A 14,375-nucleotide genomic window follows, 5' to 3' on the forward strand; every position below is an offset into this window, starting at 1 on the left:
CCGGTAGCCTGACCGGGTGGAGACACGGGAGCTGCGGTACTTCGTCGCGGTCGCCGAGGAGCTGCACTTCGGCCGGGCCGCCGAGCGCCTGGGCATCGCCCAGCCGCCGCTGTCGCGGACGATCGCTCGGCTCGAGCGACGGCTCGGCGTCGCGCTGCTGGAACGCACCAGCCGGCGGGTCTCGCTCACCGAAGCCGGAGCGGTGCTGCTGACCGAAGGCCGGGCGATCCTCGGTGCGCTGGCCACCGCGGAGCGGCTCACCCGGCGGGCCGCCGCGAACCGGCCTTCGCTCGTCCTGGCCACGAAGGCCGGTGCCGCCCGTGAACTGCTGACGAAGCTGCTCGACGCGTACGCCGCCGAGCCGGGTGCGGTCGCCGTCGACCTGCTGCTCTGCGAATCCCAGCCCCAGCAGGCGCTGCACGACGGCCGGGCCGACGTGGCGCTGCTGCACCTGCCCTTCGACTCGACGGCCGGGCTCGACACCGAAGTCCTGCACACCGAGGGCCAGGTCGCGATCCTCCCCAGCGCACACCCGCTCGCGGCCCGGTCCGGCATCCGGCTGGCGGAGGCCGGCTCCGTGCCGGACCTCCCGCTCGCCCGCTGGCCCGGCCCCGGCGGTCGCTACCCGGACGGCCCCGGCGCGGAAGTCCGCAGCCTGACCCAGCTCTTCCAGCTGATCGCGCTCGGCCGGACCACCGTCGTGATGCCCGAGTCCAGCCGCGCGAACCTGCAAGAGGGCTTGGTCGCCGTGCCGGTTCCGGACGCGCCGCCCGTCACGACGGTCATCGCCTGGCCACCGCACAGCCGCTCGCTGCCCCTCGCCGACCTGGTCCGCGTGGCCACCCGCCTCTGACGGGCGTCGGGGCTCAGGAGATGCCGGGCCGGGCGAGACCGGTTTCGTAGGCCAGCACCACGGCCTGCACCCGGTCCCGCAGCTCCAGCTTCGCCAGGATCCGCCCGACGTGCGTCTTCACCGTCGCCTCGGAGAGGAACAGCGCCTCGGCGATCTCCAGGTTCGACATGCCCTTGGCGATCAGCACGAGCACCTCGCGCTCGCGGTCGGTGAGCACGTCCAGCTCGGTGGTGTCCCGCATCGGCGCGCCGCCGGTGCCGACGAAGCGGTCCAGGAGGCGGCGGGTCACCGACGGCGACACGACCGCGTCGCCCGAAGCGACCGCGCGCAGCGCCGAGACCAGGTGGCCGGGCTGGGTGTCCTTGAGCAGGAACCCGCTCGCTCCGCCCTGAAGCGCCGCGTAGACGTACTCGTCGAGGTCGAACGTCGTCATCACGAGCACGCGCGCGGTGCCCGCGGCGACGATCCGCTTCGTCGCCTCGACGCCGTCGAGCACCGGCATCCGCACGTCCATCAGCACGACGTCGGGGCGCAGCCGCTCGGCCAGCTCGATGGCCTGCGCGCCGTCGCCCGCCTCGCCGACGACGTCGATGTCCTCCTGGGCGCCCAGCACCATCCGGAACCCGACGCGCATCAGTTCCTGGTCGTCGACGACCACTACCCGGATCACTTGTCCAACCTCACCGGCAGGGCCGCACGGACCTGCCATCCACCGCCCGGAGCCGGGCCCACGTCCAATGTTCCGCCGTACACGTGCGCGCGTTCGCGCATGCCGATCAAGCCGTTCCCGCCCGGCAGCCGGGAGTCGCGCCGCCCGGCCGGGACCAGCTGCGGGACTTGACCGGCGCCGTCGTCGCTCACCAGCACCTCGACCAGGTCGCCGGTCCGGTGCACCCGCACCGAAGCCGTCGCGCCGCGGCCGGCGTGCTTGAGCGTGTTGGTCAGCGACTCCTGCACGATCCGGTAGATCCCCAGCGAGACGCCGGCCGGCAGGTCGCCGAGCTCGCCGAGCTCCAGTTCCACCGGCACCCCGGCGGTGCGCATCCGGTCGGCCAGCTCGGCGAGGGCGTGCGCGTCCGGTTGCGGCACCCGGGGCTCGCCGTCGGCGTCGTCTCTGCGGAGCACGTCCAGCAGGCGCCGCAGCTCGCCCAGCGCGCCGCGGCCGGTCTCGGAAATCGTTTGCAGGGCCCGCTGGGCGAGCTCGGGGTTGCTCTGCATCGCGTAGGACGCGCCGTCGGCCTGCACGACCATGACGCTCACCGCGTGCGCGACGACGTCGTGCAGCTCGCGCGCGATCCGGCCGCGCTCCTCGGCCACCGCGATCCGGGTGGCCTGGTCCCGTTCGGTCTCGAGCAGGTGCAACCTGGCCTCCACTTCCACGTCGTAGGCGCGCCGGGCCCCGACGAACTCGCCGAGGGTCCAGCACAGGGCGATCCCGAACGCCAGGAACAGCGCCGAGATGACGAGCTCGTCCTGCGGGCCCAGCGCCAGCATCAGGGCCGAGCCGGCGACGACCGCGCCGACGTACACCAGCCCCGGTCGCCGCCCGGCGTAGACGACGACCGAGTAGATGCTCATCGCGAGGCCGGCGATACTCGCGATGCCCAGCTCCAGCGTCGCGTGCACGACACCGATCACCAGCACGACGTAGGCCGACCACAGCGGCGAATTCCGCCGGAACACCAGCGGCAGGACCATCGCGAGCTCCACCGGCACGGTGACGTACCAGGGCGGCAGGCCGAGGCCCTCGTCCACGCCACCGGTGGCGAACAGCAGCAGGTCGAACAGGCCGAGCAGGACGGCGAGCACCGAGTCACCCGCCATGGGGTGGGCACGCATCCAGAGGCTCAGCCGTCGCACCACACAACACTAGGTCGCGCCGCGGAAACCGCGCGTCGGTCGGCGGTACCACCTTCGGTGCGACCTGGGGATGACCCGCATGGCACGATTCAGGGGTTGTCCGTGAGACGGGAAGGACTGGGGGCCGTGACGTCACCGGAGCAGGGCCGGCTCGCGGGTCCGCTGTCGATGTCGGTGGCCAACCTGTGTCACCGCCTGCAGCCGCAGGTCTCCGCGCGCACCGCCGCCGGGTTCGCCGAAGTGCTGCGCCGGCTCGGGGCGCCGCTGCAGGTGGCCGTGGCCGGCCGGATCAAGTCGGGCAAGTCGACGCTGGTCAACGCGCTGATCGGGCGCCGGGTCGCGCCGACCGACATCGGCGAGTGCACCCGGCTGGTGACCCGGTTCCAGTACGGCACGGTGGACCGCGTCGAGATCGTCTTCACCGACGGCCGCAAGCAGGTGCTCCCGTTCGCCTCCGACGGCATGATCCCCGCCGAGCTGGGCGTCGACATCGAGCAGGTGTCGCACATCGAGGCGTACCTGACCAACGCCGTCCTCCAGGGCATGACGGTGATCGACACCCCCGGCCTCGGCTCGCTCGACGCCGCTTCGGTGTCCCGCACCGAACAGCTGCTGGGCGCGGCGAAACACCGCAAGGAAGACGACGACGAAGAGGGCTCCGACGAGCTCGACGACACCTCGCGCAACGCCGTCGCCGGCGCCGAAGCCGTCTTGTACGTCGTCACCCAGGGGGTCCGCGCCGACGACCAGCAGGCCCTCGCCGCCTTCACCGCGGCCACGGCGAGCCGCGAGGCGGGCCCGGTCAACGCGATCGCCGTCCTGAACAAGGCCGACACCATCGCGCCGGAGTCGGTCGAAGGCTCCGGCGGCGACGTCTGGAAGGCCGCGACGCTGCTCGCCGAGAAGCAGGCATCGACGCTGAAGCCGCGCGTCGCCGACGTGCTGCCGGTGATCGGGTTGATCGCCGAATCCGCCGAGTCCGGCGGCTTCACCTCGGGCGACGCCGAGGCCCTGCGCCAGCTCGCCGAGCTCGACGACGACGTCCTGCAGACCATGCTGATCTCGGCCGACATCTTCACCAGCTGGGAGTGCGACGTCCCGGCGGGCACCCGGCTGCGGCTGCTGGAGAAGCTCGACCTGTTCGGCATCTCGCACGCCGTCGAGGTCATCCGCAAGGAACCGGAGATCACGGCGGGCGCGCTGCGGCGGGCGTTGCTCGACGCGTCCGGCCTCGAAGCCGTCCGGCAGCGGCTGTCGATCGTCTTCGCCGCCCGCGCCGACGGGATCAAGGCGGCCGCGGCCCTGGCCTCGGTGACCGCGCTCGCGCACGCGTCGGCCGATCCGGCCGAACGCCAGCGCGTCCACGACGCCATCGAGGTGCTGCTCGCCAAGCCCGAGGCCCACCAGCTGCGGCTGCTCGAAGCGCTGACCCTGGTCGCGTCCGGCGCCGTCGACATGCCGGAGGACCTGTCCGAAGAAGTGCTGCGGGTCGGCAGCAACGCCGACATCGGCGCCCAGCTCGGCAAACCCGGGGCCCCGCGCCCGGAGCTGGCCGCGCACGCACTCGAGCGCGCGGGCTGGTGGCGGTCCTTCGCGTCCTTCGGGGCGACGCCGGCACAGAGCCGCGTCGCGCACGTCGTCCACCGGGCGTACTTCTTGATCTGGCAACAGGTCCGGGAAGCGTGAGTTTGTTTCTGCTTGCCGACTTTCGCTGGTGAGGCCCTTCTTCCGCGTACTGTTGAACCGTGCGCCTAGAAAACACGACATCCTGGCGAGCCGGCTGGAGCAGCGAGACCGAGGTCGACGTCGCGCTGTACATCCGTGACGCCCTGGCACTGTCCGTTTCCGAAGGACAGGTGCTGCCGCCGGTGGAGCCGCAGGTGCCGGTGCACGTCCCGGCCGGGCTCGACCGGGCGGCCGTCCAGGCGCAGTGGGCCGACTGGTGGGTCGACCTGCTGGCCTTCCTCCGCAACCGCGACGACCCGGATCCGCGCAGCCCGCGTGCCCGCTACGGCAGGCCCGCGCTCGCGCAGGGGTCGGCGATGCGGCAGGCGCTCGAGTTCTTCGCCCCGGCCGCGGCCCGCCACTTCGCCAACGCCCGCGGCCCCGCCCTGCGTGGTGGCGGCGAGCCGGCCGGCGGAACGCCGTGGGCGCCCGGCTTCTACCGCCGGCAGATCGTCGCCGGTGAGCGGCTCGGCCAGCTGGTCCGCGAGGCCGAGGTCCGGCTGGGCCGCCGCGCCTACCCCTTCCGCCTCAACGTCATCGAAATCTCGGTCGCCGGTTCGATCTGGCTGCGCACGGCCGAGGACCAGCTGCTCGTTTCCTCCCGCCTCGCCGAGGACGGCCCGGGCCTCGAAGCCGTGCTCCGCAAGGTGATCGACCAGCTCGTCTGAGCCCCAGCTTTCATAAACCGAGTACGCGGTCTAATAATGGACCGCATGGAGACGACCGTCGACGAGCCGTCGTGGCTGCGCACCGGGTCCTGGTTCGGCTGCCCGCTCATCGGCGGCGCGCTCGGCGTGGGCGTCTGGGCCGTCGCCGCCTGGGTCAGCGACCTGCCCGCCTTCCCCTTCCAAGGCGTGTTCAAGGTGCTCACGAAGCTGCCGCAGCCGTGGGCAACGCTCGCCGCGGTCGCCGGCGGGCTGGTGCTCGGCCTGGTGTTCGCCGGGATCTGGGCCCGCGATCGGCTGGTCGTCACGGTGTCGCCGAGCCGGGTCACCCTGGTCCGCGGCGACCGGACCCGCCGGATCGAGGCCGACCTCGAAGCCGTCTACCTCGACGGCAAGGAACTCGTCCTGCGCACGACCGACGGCCGGGAGATCGCCCGCGAGAAAACCGACCTCTCGGGCCGCGAGCTGGCGCCGGCCTTCGCCGAGCACGGCCACCCCTGGCACGACGAGCCGCCGGTCGAGCGATGAGGACGGTCGACCCGGCCAAGCACGCGGCCAAGCGCGCGTCGATCGTCGACGCGGCTGCCGGCTGCTTCGCCGAGAAGGGCTTCGAGCGGACGACGACCGCGGACATCTGCCGGGCCGCGGGCATCAGCTCCGGCAGCCTCTTCCACTACTTCCCCAGCAAGCGCGCGGTTTTCACGGCGATCTTCACCGACGACGCCGCCGCGACGGCCGGACGCCTCGAAGCCGCCGCGAAGACCGGCGACCCGCTGGCCGCGCTGCTCGACGTCGTCACCGAGCTGGCGGGCCAGCTCGCGCACCCGGCCGTCGTCCGCCTCGTGCTGGAGGCTGCCGCCCAGGCCGCCCGCGACGACGAGTTCGCCGAGCTGATCCAGCGCAACGACCGCGCGATGCGGGACGGCCTGGCCGTCCTGGTCGCCCGCGCCGCCGCGGCCGGGCAGATCGACCCCGGCGTCGCCCCGCGCGCGGTCGCCGGCTGGCTCGTCGGGCTGATCGACGCGATGATTTCGCGGGCCGGCCTCGACCCGGACCTCGATCTGGCGGCCGAACAGGCGATCCTCCGGACGATCCTGATCCGGTTCCTTCGCCCGGTTTCCCCCACGGACGGCGGCTGAGTCCGCCAGACTGTGGTCATGGCGTGGTTTCGCAAGGACGGAACCGACGGCGGTGCTGCCGCGTCGGACACCGATGTGCACCCCTTGCAGCAGCAGGTAAGCGATCTCGAGCGCGCTCTCGCGGATCGCCAGGCGCTGATCCAGATGTGCCTGTACGCCCTGGACCGCGCCCGCAGCGGCGGCGTCGTCGAACGCTTGGAGGAAGGGCTCGCCGCGATCGGCGTCCAGGCCCTGCGGCCCGACGGCGAGCGGTTCGACCCGGCCCGGCACGAAGCCGGCGGCGCGGTCCCCACCGAAGACCCGGCGCTCGACGGCATCGTCGCCGAAACCGAGGTCACCGGCTTCGCCGACCACGACCGCCTGCTGCGCGCCCCCATCGTCACCGTCTACGCGAAGAAGAACCCGTGAGCGCACCGACCGCGCCGAGCCTGCCCACGCAGGTCGCCGCGACCCGAGACCAGCTGCTGACCGTCGTCCGCGAGGCCGATCCGGACGCCGCCAAGTGGGTCGAGGACGTCCGGAAGGCCCGGCCGAAGAAGCCGGCCGTCGTGGTCGTCGGCGAGACCAACCGCGGGAAGAGTTCGCTGGTCAACGCGCTGCTCGCGCGGCCGGGGCTGTCCCCTGTGGACGCCGACGTCGCCACCGCGACCTACCTCGTGTTCGACCACGCGGACAGCTGGGGCGCGCACGCCTGCTACCCCGGCCAGCTCGCCCCGGTGCCGATCGACCTCGGCCAGCTGATCAACTGGGTCTCCGCGGCGCACGAGCTGCCGCCCGGCCAGATCCCGCCGCGGTACGTCGAGGTCACCGGGCCGGTCCCGCTGCTGGAACGGCTTTCGCTGGTCGACACCCCGGGCGTCGGCGGGCTCGACTCGATGCACGGCGAGCTCGCCAAGGAAGCCGCCGCGGGTGCGACCGCGTTGCTGTTCGTCGTGGACGCGTCGGCGCCGTTCACCACCACCGAGCTGCAGTTCCTGCGCGATGTCGGCGAGCGCGTCGAGACCGTGGTGTTCGCGCTGACCAAGGTGGACATGTTCCGCGGCTGGCGCGAGATCATGGAGGCCGACAAGCAGCTGCTGCGCGAACACGCGCCCCGCTTCGCCGAGGCGGTGTTCCACCCGGTGTCGGCGCGGATGTTCGAGACCGCGGCGAAAGCGCCCAACGAGCAGATGGCCGCGATGCTGCGGGAGAAGTCCGGGGTCGCGGCGATCCAGACGGCGTTGCAGGAGCTGCTCGTCGGCCGCTCGGCGATGCTCGGCGAGGCGAACACGCTGCGCGCGCTGTCCAGCGCGCTGGGCGAGCTCAAGGCGAAGCTCCAGGCCGAGAGCCGGGCCCTGTCCGCGGGTGAGGCCGAAGCCGAGCAGCTGCGCGAACGCCGTGACCAGCTGCAGGCCGAGCGCCGGACGTCGACCCGCGGCTGGCAGCTGAAGCTGCGCGGCGAGGTGCAGCGCACCCGCGTCGAAGTCGGCCACGAGAGCAGCCGGCAGATGCGGGACGCGCAGACCCACTTCCGCCAGCTGATCGACGCGGCCAAGCGCGACGAGCTGGCCGCGCTGCCGCAGCAGGTCGACATCGCGCTGCAGACGACGTCGCAGCGGATCTCGATGCTGCTTTCGCAGCGGCTGAACCAGGTCACCAACGTCTCGCTGTCGGAGCTGTTCTCGCCCGAAGAGCTCGACGTCATCCGCGCGCAGTTCGCCCGGGCCGGTGGTCCGCCGGTGGTGCTGCGCCCGCCGGACAAGAAGCCGCCGACGGCCGAGGACAAGCTGCTCGTCTTCATGGGCATCTCCGGCGGCGTCGGCGCCGGCAAGGTGGCCGCGCTGCCGCTGGCCGGTGTCGCGATCCTCAACCCGGTCGTGCTGCCCGCGACGATCATCATCGGCCTCGGCGCCGGCTGGTGGATGGCCCGGACGCGCAAGCACGCGGCCGACAAGCAGCACATGAAGCAGTGGCTGGTCGAGGCCATCGCGGACGCCCGCTCGACGCTCGACCAGCTCGTCGCCGAGCAGCTCATCGAGGCCGAGCAGCAGCTGTCGATGGCGCTGGACGAGGCACTCGGCCGCCGGATCGACGCCATCGAGGCGGAGATGAAGGAAGTCGACAAGACGATCAAGATGGGCGCGCAGGAGCGGGCCAAGAAGATCGCGATCGTGTCGAAGCGGCTCAAGGAGGTCAGCGACGGCCGTGAGCGCGCCGAAGCCTTCCTGACGCGGATCCGGGCGCTGCGGGACAAAACGGCCTGATCGCCGGTCCGGTTGTGAAGCGGAACCGAACGGGCCTACGGTGAGTCATACCCTCAGACAGCAGGTCGGAGCGTGTTACCCGGTTCGAAGGGGGAAGTGCCATGTGGGTCGACGAGAGCGGCGGCAGCGACACCGACGCGAGCAGCCCGGACGCGATGACCGTCCACGTCGACGGCCAGGAGTACCAGGCCGAGGTCAACTACGACGTGAACGAAGACGGGGTGAACGACACCGCGATCATCGAGCACGACGACGGCTCCGCCCAGGCCTTCATCGACACGAACCACGACGGCGAGGCCGACCACTACGCCGTGCTGGACGAGAACGGGAAGGTCGTCGAGCAGGCGGTCTACGACGAGGCCAGCGGCCAGTGGGTCCAGGACGGCTCGGGCGGCGGCCACGACGACTCCGACACCGGCGGCCGGGACGACAGCTCCGGCGGGCACATCCACGCCGACCTGCCGGACGGCGAGGTGGACGCGGGGGTCGCGACCATCGACACCGACCACGACGGACACAACGACACCGCCATCGTCGAGACGAAGAGCGGCGGCACCATCGCCTTCACCGACAAGGACGGCGACGGCGAAGCGGACATCGCGGTGCAGACCGAGTCCGACGGCACGACCACGACGTTCGAGCACTCCGGCCCGGGCCAGTGGACCGAAGTCTCCAGTGGACTGATGAACGCCGGCACCGACGGCGACCCGGCCGCCGACGCCGCCTGGGGCGAGGCCGGCACGCAGACGCTGGAGGGTGTCGCGCGCATCGACTCGGGCACCGGGCAGTGGATTTCGCCGAACTGAAAGTGACCCAGGTCATAGTTTGAAAGCCCGAGGCCACGGCCTCGGGCTTTCTTCATGTCGTCAATGAAAACGACCAGGTCACAGGTGTGTCCCCGGCCACCGGAAGATTTTCAGCGAATACACCGATCCAGTGACATCTGAATCGATTCCCTTATCGTTCTTGTGAGAGAACCTACACGTCAGCTCTCGGTTACTTGCCGGTCATGCGGCTACTCTCGGGGAATCCCAAAACATCCACACCGGTTCGCCAGCCGGTGTGCGAAGCCATTCGGTCGCCGGCAACGAGGCCCGCGTCGGAACACTGACGTTCCGAGGCGGGCTCATTTGTCGTCGGAAGTCAGGAGTAGAGATGACCGCAGTCGCCATCCCCGGACTGGACACCGCGCCGACGACGCACAGTGGCGTGCTGTCCTTCGTCCGGGAGGTCGCCGAGCTGACCAACCCGGACCGCGTGGTGTGGGTCGACGGGTCTGACGAGGAAGCCGCCCGGATCAACCAGGAGCTGGTCGACGCGGGCACGTTCGTGCAGCTCAAGTCGAAGCCGAACTCCTTCTGGGCCACTTCCGACCCCGACGACGTCGCCCGCGTCGAAGACCGGACCTTCATCTGTTCGGAGCGTCCCGAGGACGCCGGTCCGACCAACAACTGGATGGACCCGGCCGAGATGAAGGCCACCATGACCGAGCTGTTCCGCGGCTCGATGCGGGGCCGCACGATGTACGTCATCCCGTTCTGCATGGGCCCGCTCGGCGACGAGAATCCCAAGCTGGGTATCGAAATCACGGATTTCGCCTACGTTGTCGCGTCGATGCGCGTGATGACCCGCGCCGGTAAGGCCGCTCTCGAGAAGTTCGTCGCGCCCGACGGATCCGAGCGCGAATTCGTGCCCGCGCTGCACTCGGTCGGCCACCCGCTCGAACCGGGCGAGAAGGACGTTTCCTGGCCCTGCAACGAAACGAAGTACATTTCGCACTTCCCCGAGGAGCGCGCGATCTGGAGCTACGGCTCGGGTTACGGCGGCAACTCCCTGCTGGGCAAGAAGTGCTACTCGCTGCGCATCGCGTCGGTGATGGCCCGTGACGAGGGCTGGCTCGCCGAGCACATGCTGATCCTCAAGCTGATCTCCCCCGAGGACAAGGTCCACTACGTGGCGGCGGCGTTCCCGAGCGCCTGCGGCAAGACCAACCTCGCCATGCTCCAGCCGACCATCCCGGGCTGGCGCGCCGAGACCCTGGGCGACGACATCGCCTGGATGCGCTTCGGCGAGGACGGCCGGCTGTACGCGGTCAACCCCGAGTTCGGCTTCTTCGGCGTCGCGCCGGGCACCGACTGGCACACCAACCCGAACGCCATGCGCACGATCGAGAAGGGCAACACGGTCTTCACGAACGTCGCCCTGACCGACGACGGCGACATCTGGTGGGAGGGCATGGAGAACAAGCCCGCGCACGCCACCTCGTGGAAGCACCAGGACTGGACACCCGACTCGGGCGAGAAGGCCGCCCACCCGAACTCGCGCTACTGCACGCCGATGTCGCAGTGCCCGATCCTCGCGCCGGAGTGGGACGACCCGAAGGGCGTGCCGATCTCGGCGATCCTGTTCGGCGGCCGCCGCAAGACGACGGTCCCGCTGGTGAACGAGGCCCGCGACTGGCAGCACGGCGTGTTCATGGGCGCCACCATGTCGTCGGAAACCACCGCCGCGGCGGCCGGCGCGGTCGGCAACGTCCGCCGCGACCCGATGGCGATGCTGCCGTTCCTCGGCTACCACGCCGGTGACTACTTCAAGCACTGGCTGAACCTGGGCAAGAACGCCGACGCGAACAAGCTCCCGAAGATCTTCTACGTCAACTGGTTCCGCCGCGGCGACGACGGCCGGTTCCTGTGGCCGGGCTTCGGTGAGAACTCGCGGATCCTGAAGTGGGTCGTCGAGCGCGTCGAGGGTCGCGGCAACGCGGTCGAGACGCCGGTCGGCTTCGTGCCGCGGGCCGAGGACCTCGACACCGAGGGCCTGACCGAGCCGATCGAGGACATCCAGGCCGCCCTGGACGTCAAGCCGGAGGAGTGGCGCGAGGAGCTGCCGCTGATCCGGGAATGGTTCGACAAGATCGGCGACAAGGTCCCGACGTCGCTGCGTGACGAGCTCGACGCGCTGGCCCAGCGCCTGAGCTGACCGCTCCGAGACAGAAGGGGACGTCCCTCGGGACGTCCCCTTCTGCCGTTCCCGGGTAGTTTCGCGGCCATGAGACCGTTCCGCTTCGGGGTGGCGTTGTACGTGCCCGGCTCACGGGCCGAGTGGGTGGCGAAGTGCCGCCAGGCCGAGGACCTCGGCTACGACGTCGTCGGCGTGGTCGACCACCTCGGCCGGGTCGCGCCGGTGCCCGCCCTGCTCCTCGCCGCCGAGGCCACCGAGCGGATCCGGCTGAACACCTACGTCCTCAACGCGAGCTTCCACAACCCGGTGGTCCTGACCCGCGACCTCCTCGCCCTCGACGAGTTCACCGGCGGCCGGGTGGAGATCGGGATCGGCGCCGGGTACGTCCGCGCGGAGTTCGAGACCGCCGGGATCGACTGGGGTACGCCCGGCCGCCGGTTCCGCCGGCTCGTCGACCTGGTCACCGAGATCGAGCGCGCGTTCACCGGCCGCCCGCGGCCCCCGTTGCTGCTCGGTGGCCGCGGCGACCGGATGCTGACCTTCGCCGCCGCGCACGCCGACACCGTCGCCCTCACCGGCACGGCGCCCGGCGCGGCCGAGGGGCGGCTGGCCTTGGCCGGTCCCGCCGCGCTGGCCGAGCGCGCCGGCTTCGTGAAACAGGTGCTCGACGGCCGGGACGCCGAGCTGAACCTGATGGTTCACTTCGTCCGGATCACCGACGACCGGCGGGCGGCCCTGGAGGCGGCCCACCAGCTCGTGCCGCACCTCGGCGTCGAGGAGCTCGGCGAGCTGGCCACGGTCCTCGCCGGCTCGGCCGAAGCGGTGGCCGAGCAGCTGCTGCGCACCCGCGAAACCCTCGGCGTCAGCTACTTCACGGTGCTCGAAGACGACCTGACCAGGCTCGGCCCGGTGATCGAAAAGCTCCGTTGAGTACCTTGGTCGGCATGACTGGGGATTTCCGTTTCGGGGTCAACATGGTGGTGCCGGACAGCCGCGCCGCCTGGGTGGAGAAGTGCCGCAGGGCCGAGGACCTCGGCTTCGACGTCCTGTCCGCGGCCGACCACCTGGGCATGGCGCCGCCGTTCCCGGCGCTCGTGCTGGCCGGCGAGGTCACCTCGCGCATCAAGCTGAACACCTTCGTGCTCAACACGCCCTTCTACAACCCGGTGCTGCTCGCCCGGGACGTCACGGGCACCGACCAGTTCACCGACGGGCGCCTGGAGCTCGGTCTCGGCGCCGGGTACGTCAAGGCGGAGTTCGAGGCCGCAGGGATGCCGTTCCCGTCCGCCCGCGAGCGGGTCGACCACCTCGAGCGCACGATCACCGAGCTCAAGCGGCGGTACGCGGACCCGGAGCACAAGCCGGCGCCCGCGCGTCCCGAAGGACCGCCGCTGCTGCTCGCCGGCCGCGGCGACCGGATCCTGACGCTGGCCGCCGAGCACGCCGACATCATCGGGTTCACCGGAACGGCGAAGACGCCGGATGGCGCCGCGCTGGCCCCGGCGAGCGCCGAGGAGATCGAGGAACGCGTCGAGTTCGTCCGGGCGAAGCTCGGTGACCGCCCGGCCGAGTTCAACCTGCTCTGCCACTTCGTGAGCATCACCGACGACCGCGCGGCGGCGCTCGAGGAGCTCGCCAAGCTCACGAAGGGGGTGCTGAGCGTCGAGCAGCTCGCCGAGGTGCCGACCGCGCTGATCGGCTCGGCCGCCGCCGTCGCCGAACAGCTCCACGCGCACCGCGAGCGGTTCGGCCTGACCTACTACACCGTCCTGGAGCACAACATGGACCAGTTCGCCCCGGTGCTCGAAGCCCTCCGATGATCGACGCGAAGGCACTCGGCGTCCGGGCCGGCGAGCTGTGGCTGTTCGACGACCTCGACTTCAGCGTCGACCCCGGCGAGTGCGCCGCGATCGTCGGGCCCAACGGGGTCGGCAAGTCGACCTTGATGCGCTGCTTCTACGGCATGCAGAAGCCGCAGCGGGGTCGCGTGCTGATCGACGGCCGGGTGCCGGACGAGCGGGACGTCGAGTTCCGGCGCAAGGTGTCGGTGCTCTTCGACGACTCCGACTTCTTCGCGGAGCTGACGCCGTTGCAGCACCTCGAGCTGCTGTCCGGTTCGTTCGGCGCGGACCTCGGCGACCACGAGGAACTGCTGCGCGACGCGGGCCTCGGCGAACGCATGCGCGTGACGTCCGGGCACTTCTCCGCGGGCCAGCGCCGCCGCCTGCTGCTGCTCGGCGTCACCGTGCGCCCCCACCGGGTGCTCCTGCTGGACGAGCCGGAACGCGCGCTCGACACCGCGGGCAAGGAGTGGCTGGTCGAGGTGATCGCCCGGTCGACGGCGGCCGGCGCGGCGGTCGTGGTGGCCACCCACCACCCGCCGCTGCTGGAAGCCGCGGACAGCGTGCTCGAACTGTGGTGACGTCGACGCCGCGCCGGATGCGGGTTCCCGGGCGCAAGCGGTTCGGCGGGATCTTCAGCGGCGACACCGCCACCTTCGTCTTCCTGTTCGGCTTCGGGTTCCTGTTCACCGCGTTCTTCCACGTCGACGGCTGGCGCCCGGCGCTCTACGGGTCGTCCGTCGTGGACTTCCCGGCGGTGCTCGGGCTGCTGACCCTCTGCTGCGCGGTGGGCTGGCGCGGCCTGCTGCGGCGCGGCTTCGCGTGGGTCGAACCGGCGGAGCTGACCTGGCTCGACTTCGCCCCGGTCGACCGCGGCCGCGTCGTCACGCTCCGGCTGCTCGGCGCCTGGACCGGCGTCATCACGGTGACCGGCTACCTGGCCGCGCTGCTGCTCGCCGTCGGCGGCGCCGGGCTGGACCAGTGGCGGGCGGCGGTCGCGATCGTCGCCGCGACCGGGGTGGCGGCCTTCGCTTCGGCCCGGCGGACGTCGCTGCGCCTCGACGCGCTCGGCCCGCTGGTGCTCGCGG

The 14,375-nt window shown here is 71.4% G+C and carries 14 protein-coding genes and 1 pseudogene; 13 read left to right on the plus strand and 2 right to left on the minus strand.

The genetic code is table 11. From position 1 onward, the window contains the following. The first annotated feature begins 16 nt into the window (after window positions 1-16). The gene (locus tag CCN39_RS12075; RefSeq protein ID WP_086841388.1) at window positions 17-853 is read left to right on the plus strand and encodes a LysR family transcriptional regulator; all 837 of its coding nucleotides are present in this window, start codon (window positions 17-19) and stop codon (window positions 851-853) included. A gap of 13 nt (window positions 854-866) precedes the next feature. On the opposite strand, the gene CCN39_RS12080 is transcribed toward CCN39_RS12075, so the two are convergent. Both CCN39_RS12080 and CCN39_RS12085 read right to left on the minus strand, forming a co-directional pair. Next, window positions 867-1,523: a response regulator gene (locus tag CCN39_RS12080; protein ID WP_086841391.1), complete on the minus strand. Its 657-nt coding sequence runs from the start codon at window positions 1,521-1,523 to the stop codon at window positions 867-869. After that, window positions 1,520-2,692 (minus strand): sensor histidine kinase, encoded by a 1,173-nt coding sequence (locus CCN39_RS12085; protein WP_434781101.1) that lies wholly within the window; start codon window positions 2,690-2,692, stop codon window positions 1,520-1,522. The genes CCN39_RS12080 and CCN39_RS12085 overlap by 4 nt, the downstream gene beginning before the upstream one ends. Window positions 2,693-2,881: 189 nt before the next feature. Here CCN39_RS12085 and CCN39_RS12090 point away from each other — a divergent pair, with 189 nt between their 5' ends. The 12 genes and pseudogenes from CCN39_RS12090 to CCN39_RS12145 all read left to right on the plus strand — a co-directional run. Further along, on the plus strand, window positions 2,882-4,399 hold the full coding sequence (locus CCN39_RS12090; protein WP_244210744.1) for a dynamin family protein: 1,518 nt from the start codon (window positions 2,882-2,884) through the stop codon (window positions 4,397-4,399). 59 nt (window positions 4,400-4,458) lie between these two features. Next, window positions 4,459-5,106 (plus strand): hypothetical protein, encoded by a 648-nt coding sequence (locus tag CCN39_RS12095; protein WP_086841397.1) that lies wholly within the window; start codon window positions 4,459-4,461, stop codon window positions 5,104-5,106. A 45-nt stretch (window positions 5,107-5,151) separates the two neighbouring features. Further along, entirely contained in the window at window positions 5,152-5,631 is a 480-nt protein-coding gene (locus CCN39_RS12100) for a YqeB family protein (RefSeq protein ID WP_086841418.1), read from the plus strand. After that, on the plus strand, window positions 5,628-6,242 hold the full coding sequence (locus CCN39_RS12105; protein ID WP_086841399.1) for a TetR/AcrR family transcriptional regulator: 615 nt from the start codon (window positions 5,628-5,630) through the stop codon (window positions 6,240-6,242). The genes CCN39_RS12100 and CCN39_RS12105 overlap by 4 nt, the downstream gene beginning before the upstream one ends. Before the next feature lie 18 nt (window positions 6,243-6,260). After that, complete coding sequence (locus CCN39_RS12110) at window positions 6,261-6,650, plus strand: nucleotide exchange factor GrpE (RefSeq protein WP_167455045.1); 390 nt, start codon at window positions 6,261-6,263, stop codon at window positions 6,648-6,650. Next, window positions 6,647-8,485: a dynamin family protein gene (locus CCN39_RS12115; RefSeq protein WP_086841402.1), complete on the plus strand. Its 1,839-nt coding sequence runs from the start codon at window positions 6,647-6,649 to the stop codon at window positions 8,483-8,485. The genes CCN39_RS12110 and CCN39_RS12115 overlap by 4 nt, the downstream gene beginning before the upstream one ends. A gap of 101 nt (window positions 8,486-8,586) precedes the next feature. Further along, window positions 8,587-9,291, plus strand: coding sequence for a hypothetical protein (locus tag CCN39_RS12120; protein ID WP_086841404.1), 705 nt, complete (start codon window positions 8,587-8,589; stop codon window positions 9,289-9,291). 349 nt (window positions 9,292-9,640) lie between these two features. Further along, entirely contained in the window at window positions 9,641-11,464 is a 1,824-nt protein-coding gene (locus CCN39_RS12125) for a phosphoenolpyruvate carboxykinase (GTP) (protein WP_086841406.1), read from the plus strand. A gap of 69 nt (window positions 11,465-11,533) precedes the next feature. Further along, window positions 11,534-12,376, plus strand: a complete 843-nt coding sequence (locus CCN39_RS12130; RefSeq protein ID WP_086841408.1) for a TIGR03621 family F420-dependent LLM class oxidoreductase — start codon at window positions 11,534-11,536, stop codon at window positions 12,374-12,376. A gap of 14 nt (window positions 12,377-12,390) precedes the next feature. Beyond that, window positions 12,391-13,266 (plus strand): LLM class F420-dependent oxidoreductase, encoded by an 876-nt coding sequence (locus tag CCN39_RS12135; protein WP_086841410.1) that lies wholly within the window; start codon window positions 12,391-12,393, stop codon window positions 13,264-13,266. After that, on the plus strand, window positions 13,263-13,868 hold the full coding sequence (locus tag CCN39_RS12140) for an ABC transporter ATP-binding protein (protein ID WP_086841413.1): 606 nt from the start codon (window positions 13,263-13,265) through the stop codon (window positions 13,866-13,868). The genes CCN39_RS12135 and CCN39_RS12140 overlap by 4 nt, the downstream gene beginning before the upstream one ends. Then, window positions 13,865-14,375: pseudogene (locus CCN39_RS12145) on the plus strand (hypothetical protein); the annotation flags it as partial. The gene CCN39_RS12140 and the pseudogene CCN39_RS12145, both read left to right, overlap by 4 nt.

This window comes from Amycolatopsis kentuckyensis (assembly GCF_002155975.1).
Lineage (GTDB): Bacteria > Actinomycetota > Actinomycetes > Mycobacteriales > Pseudonocardiaceae > Amycolatopsis > Amycolatopsis kentuckyensis.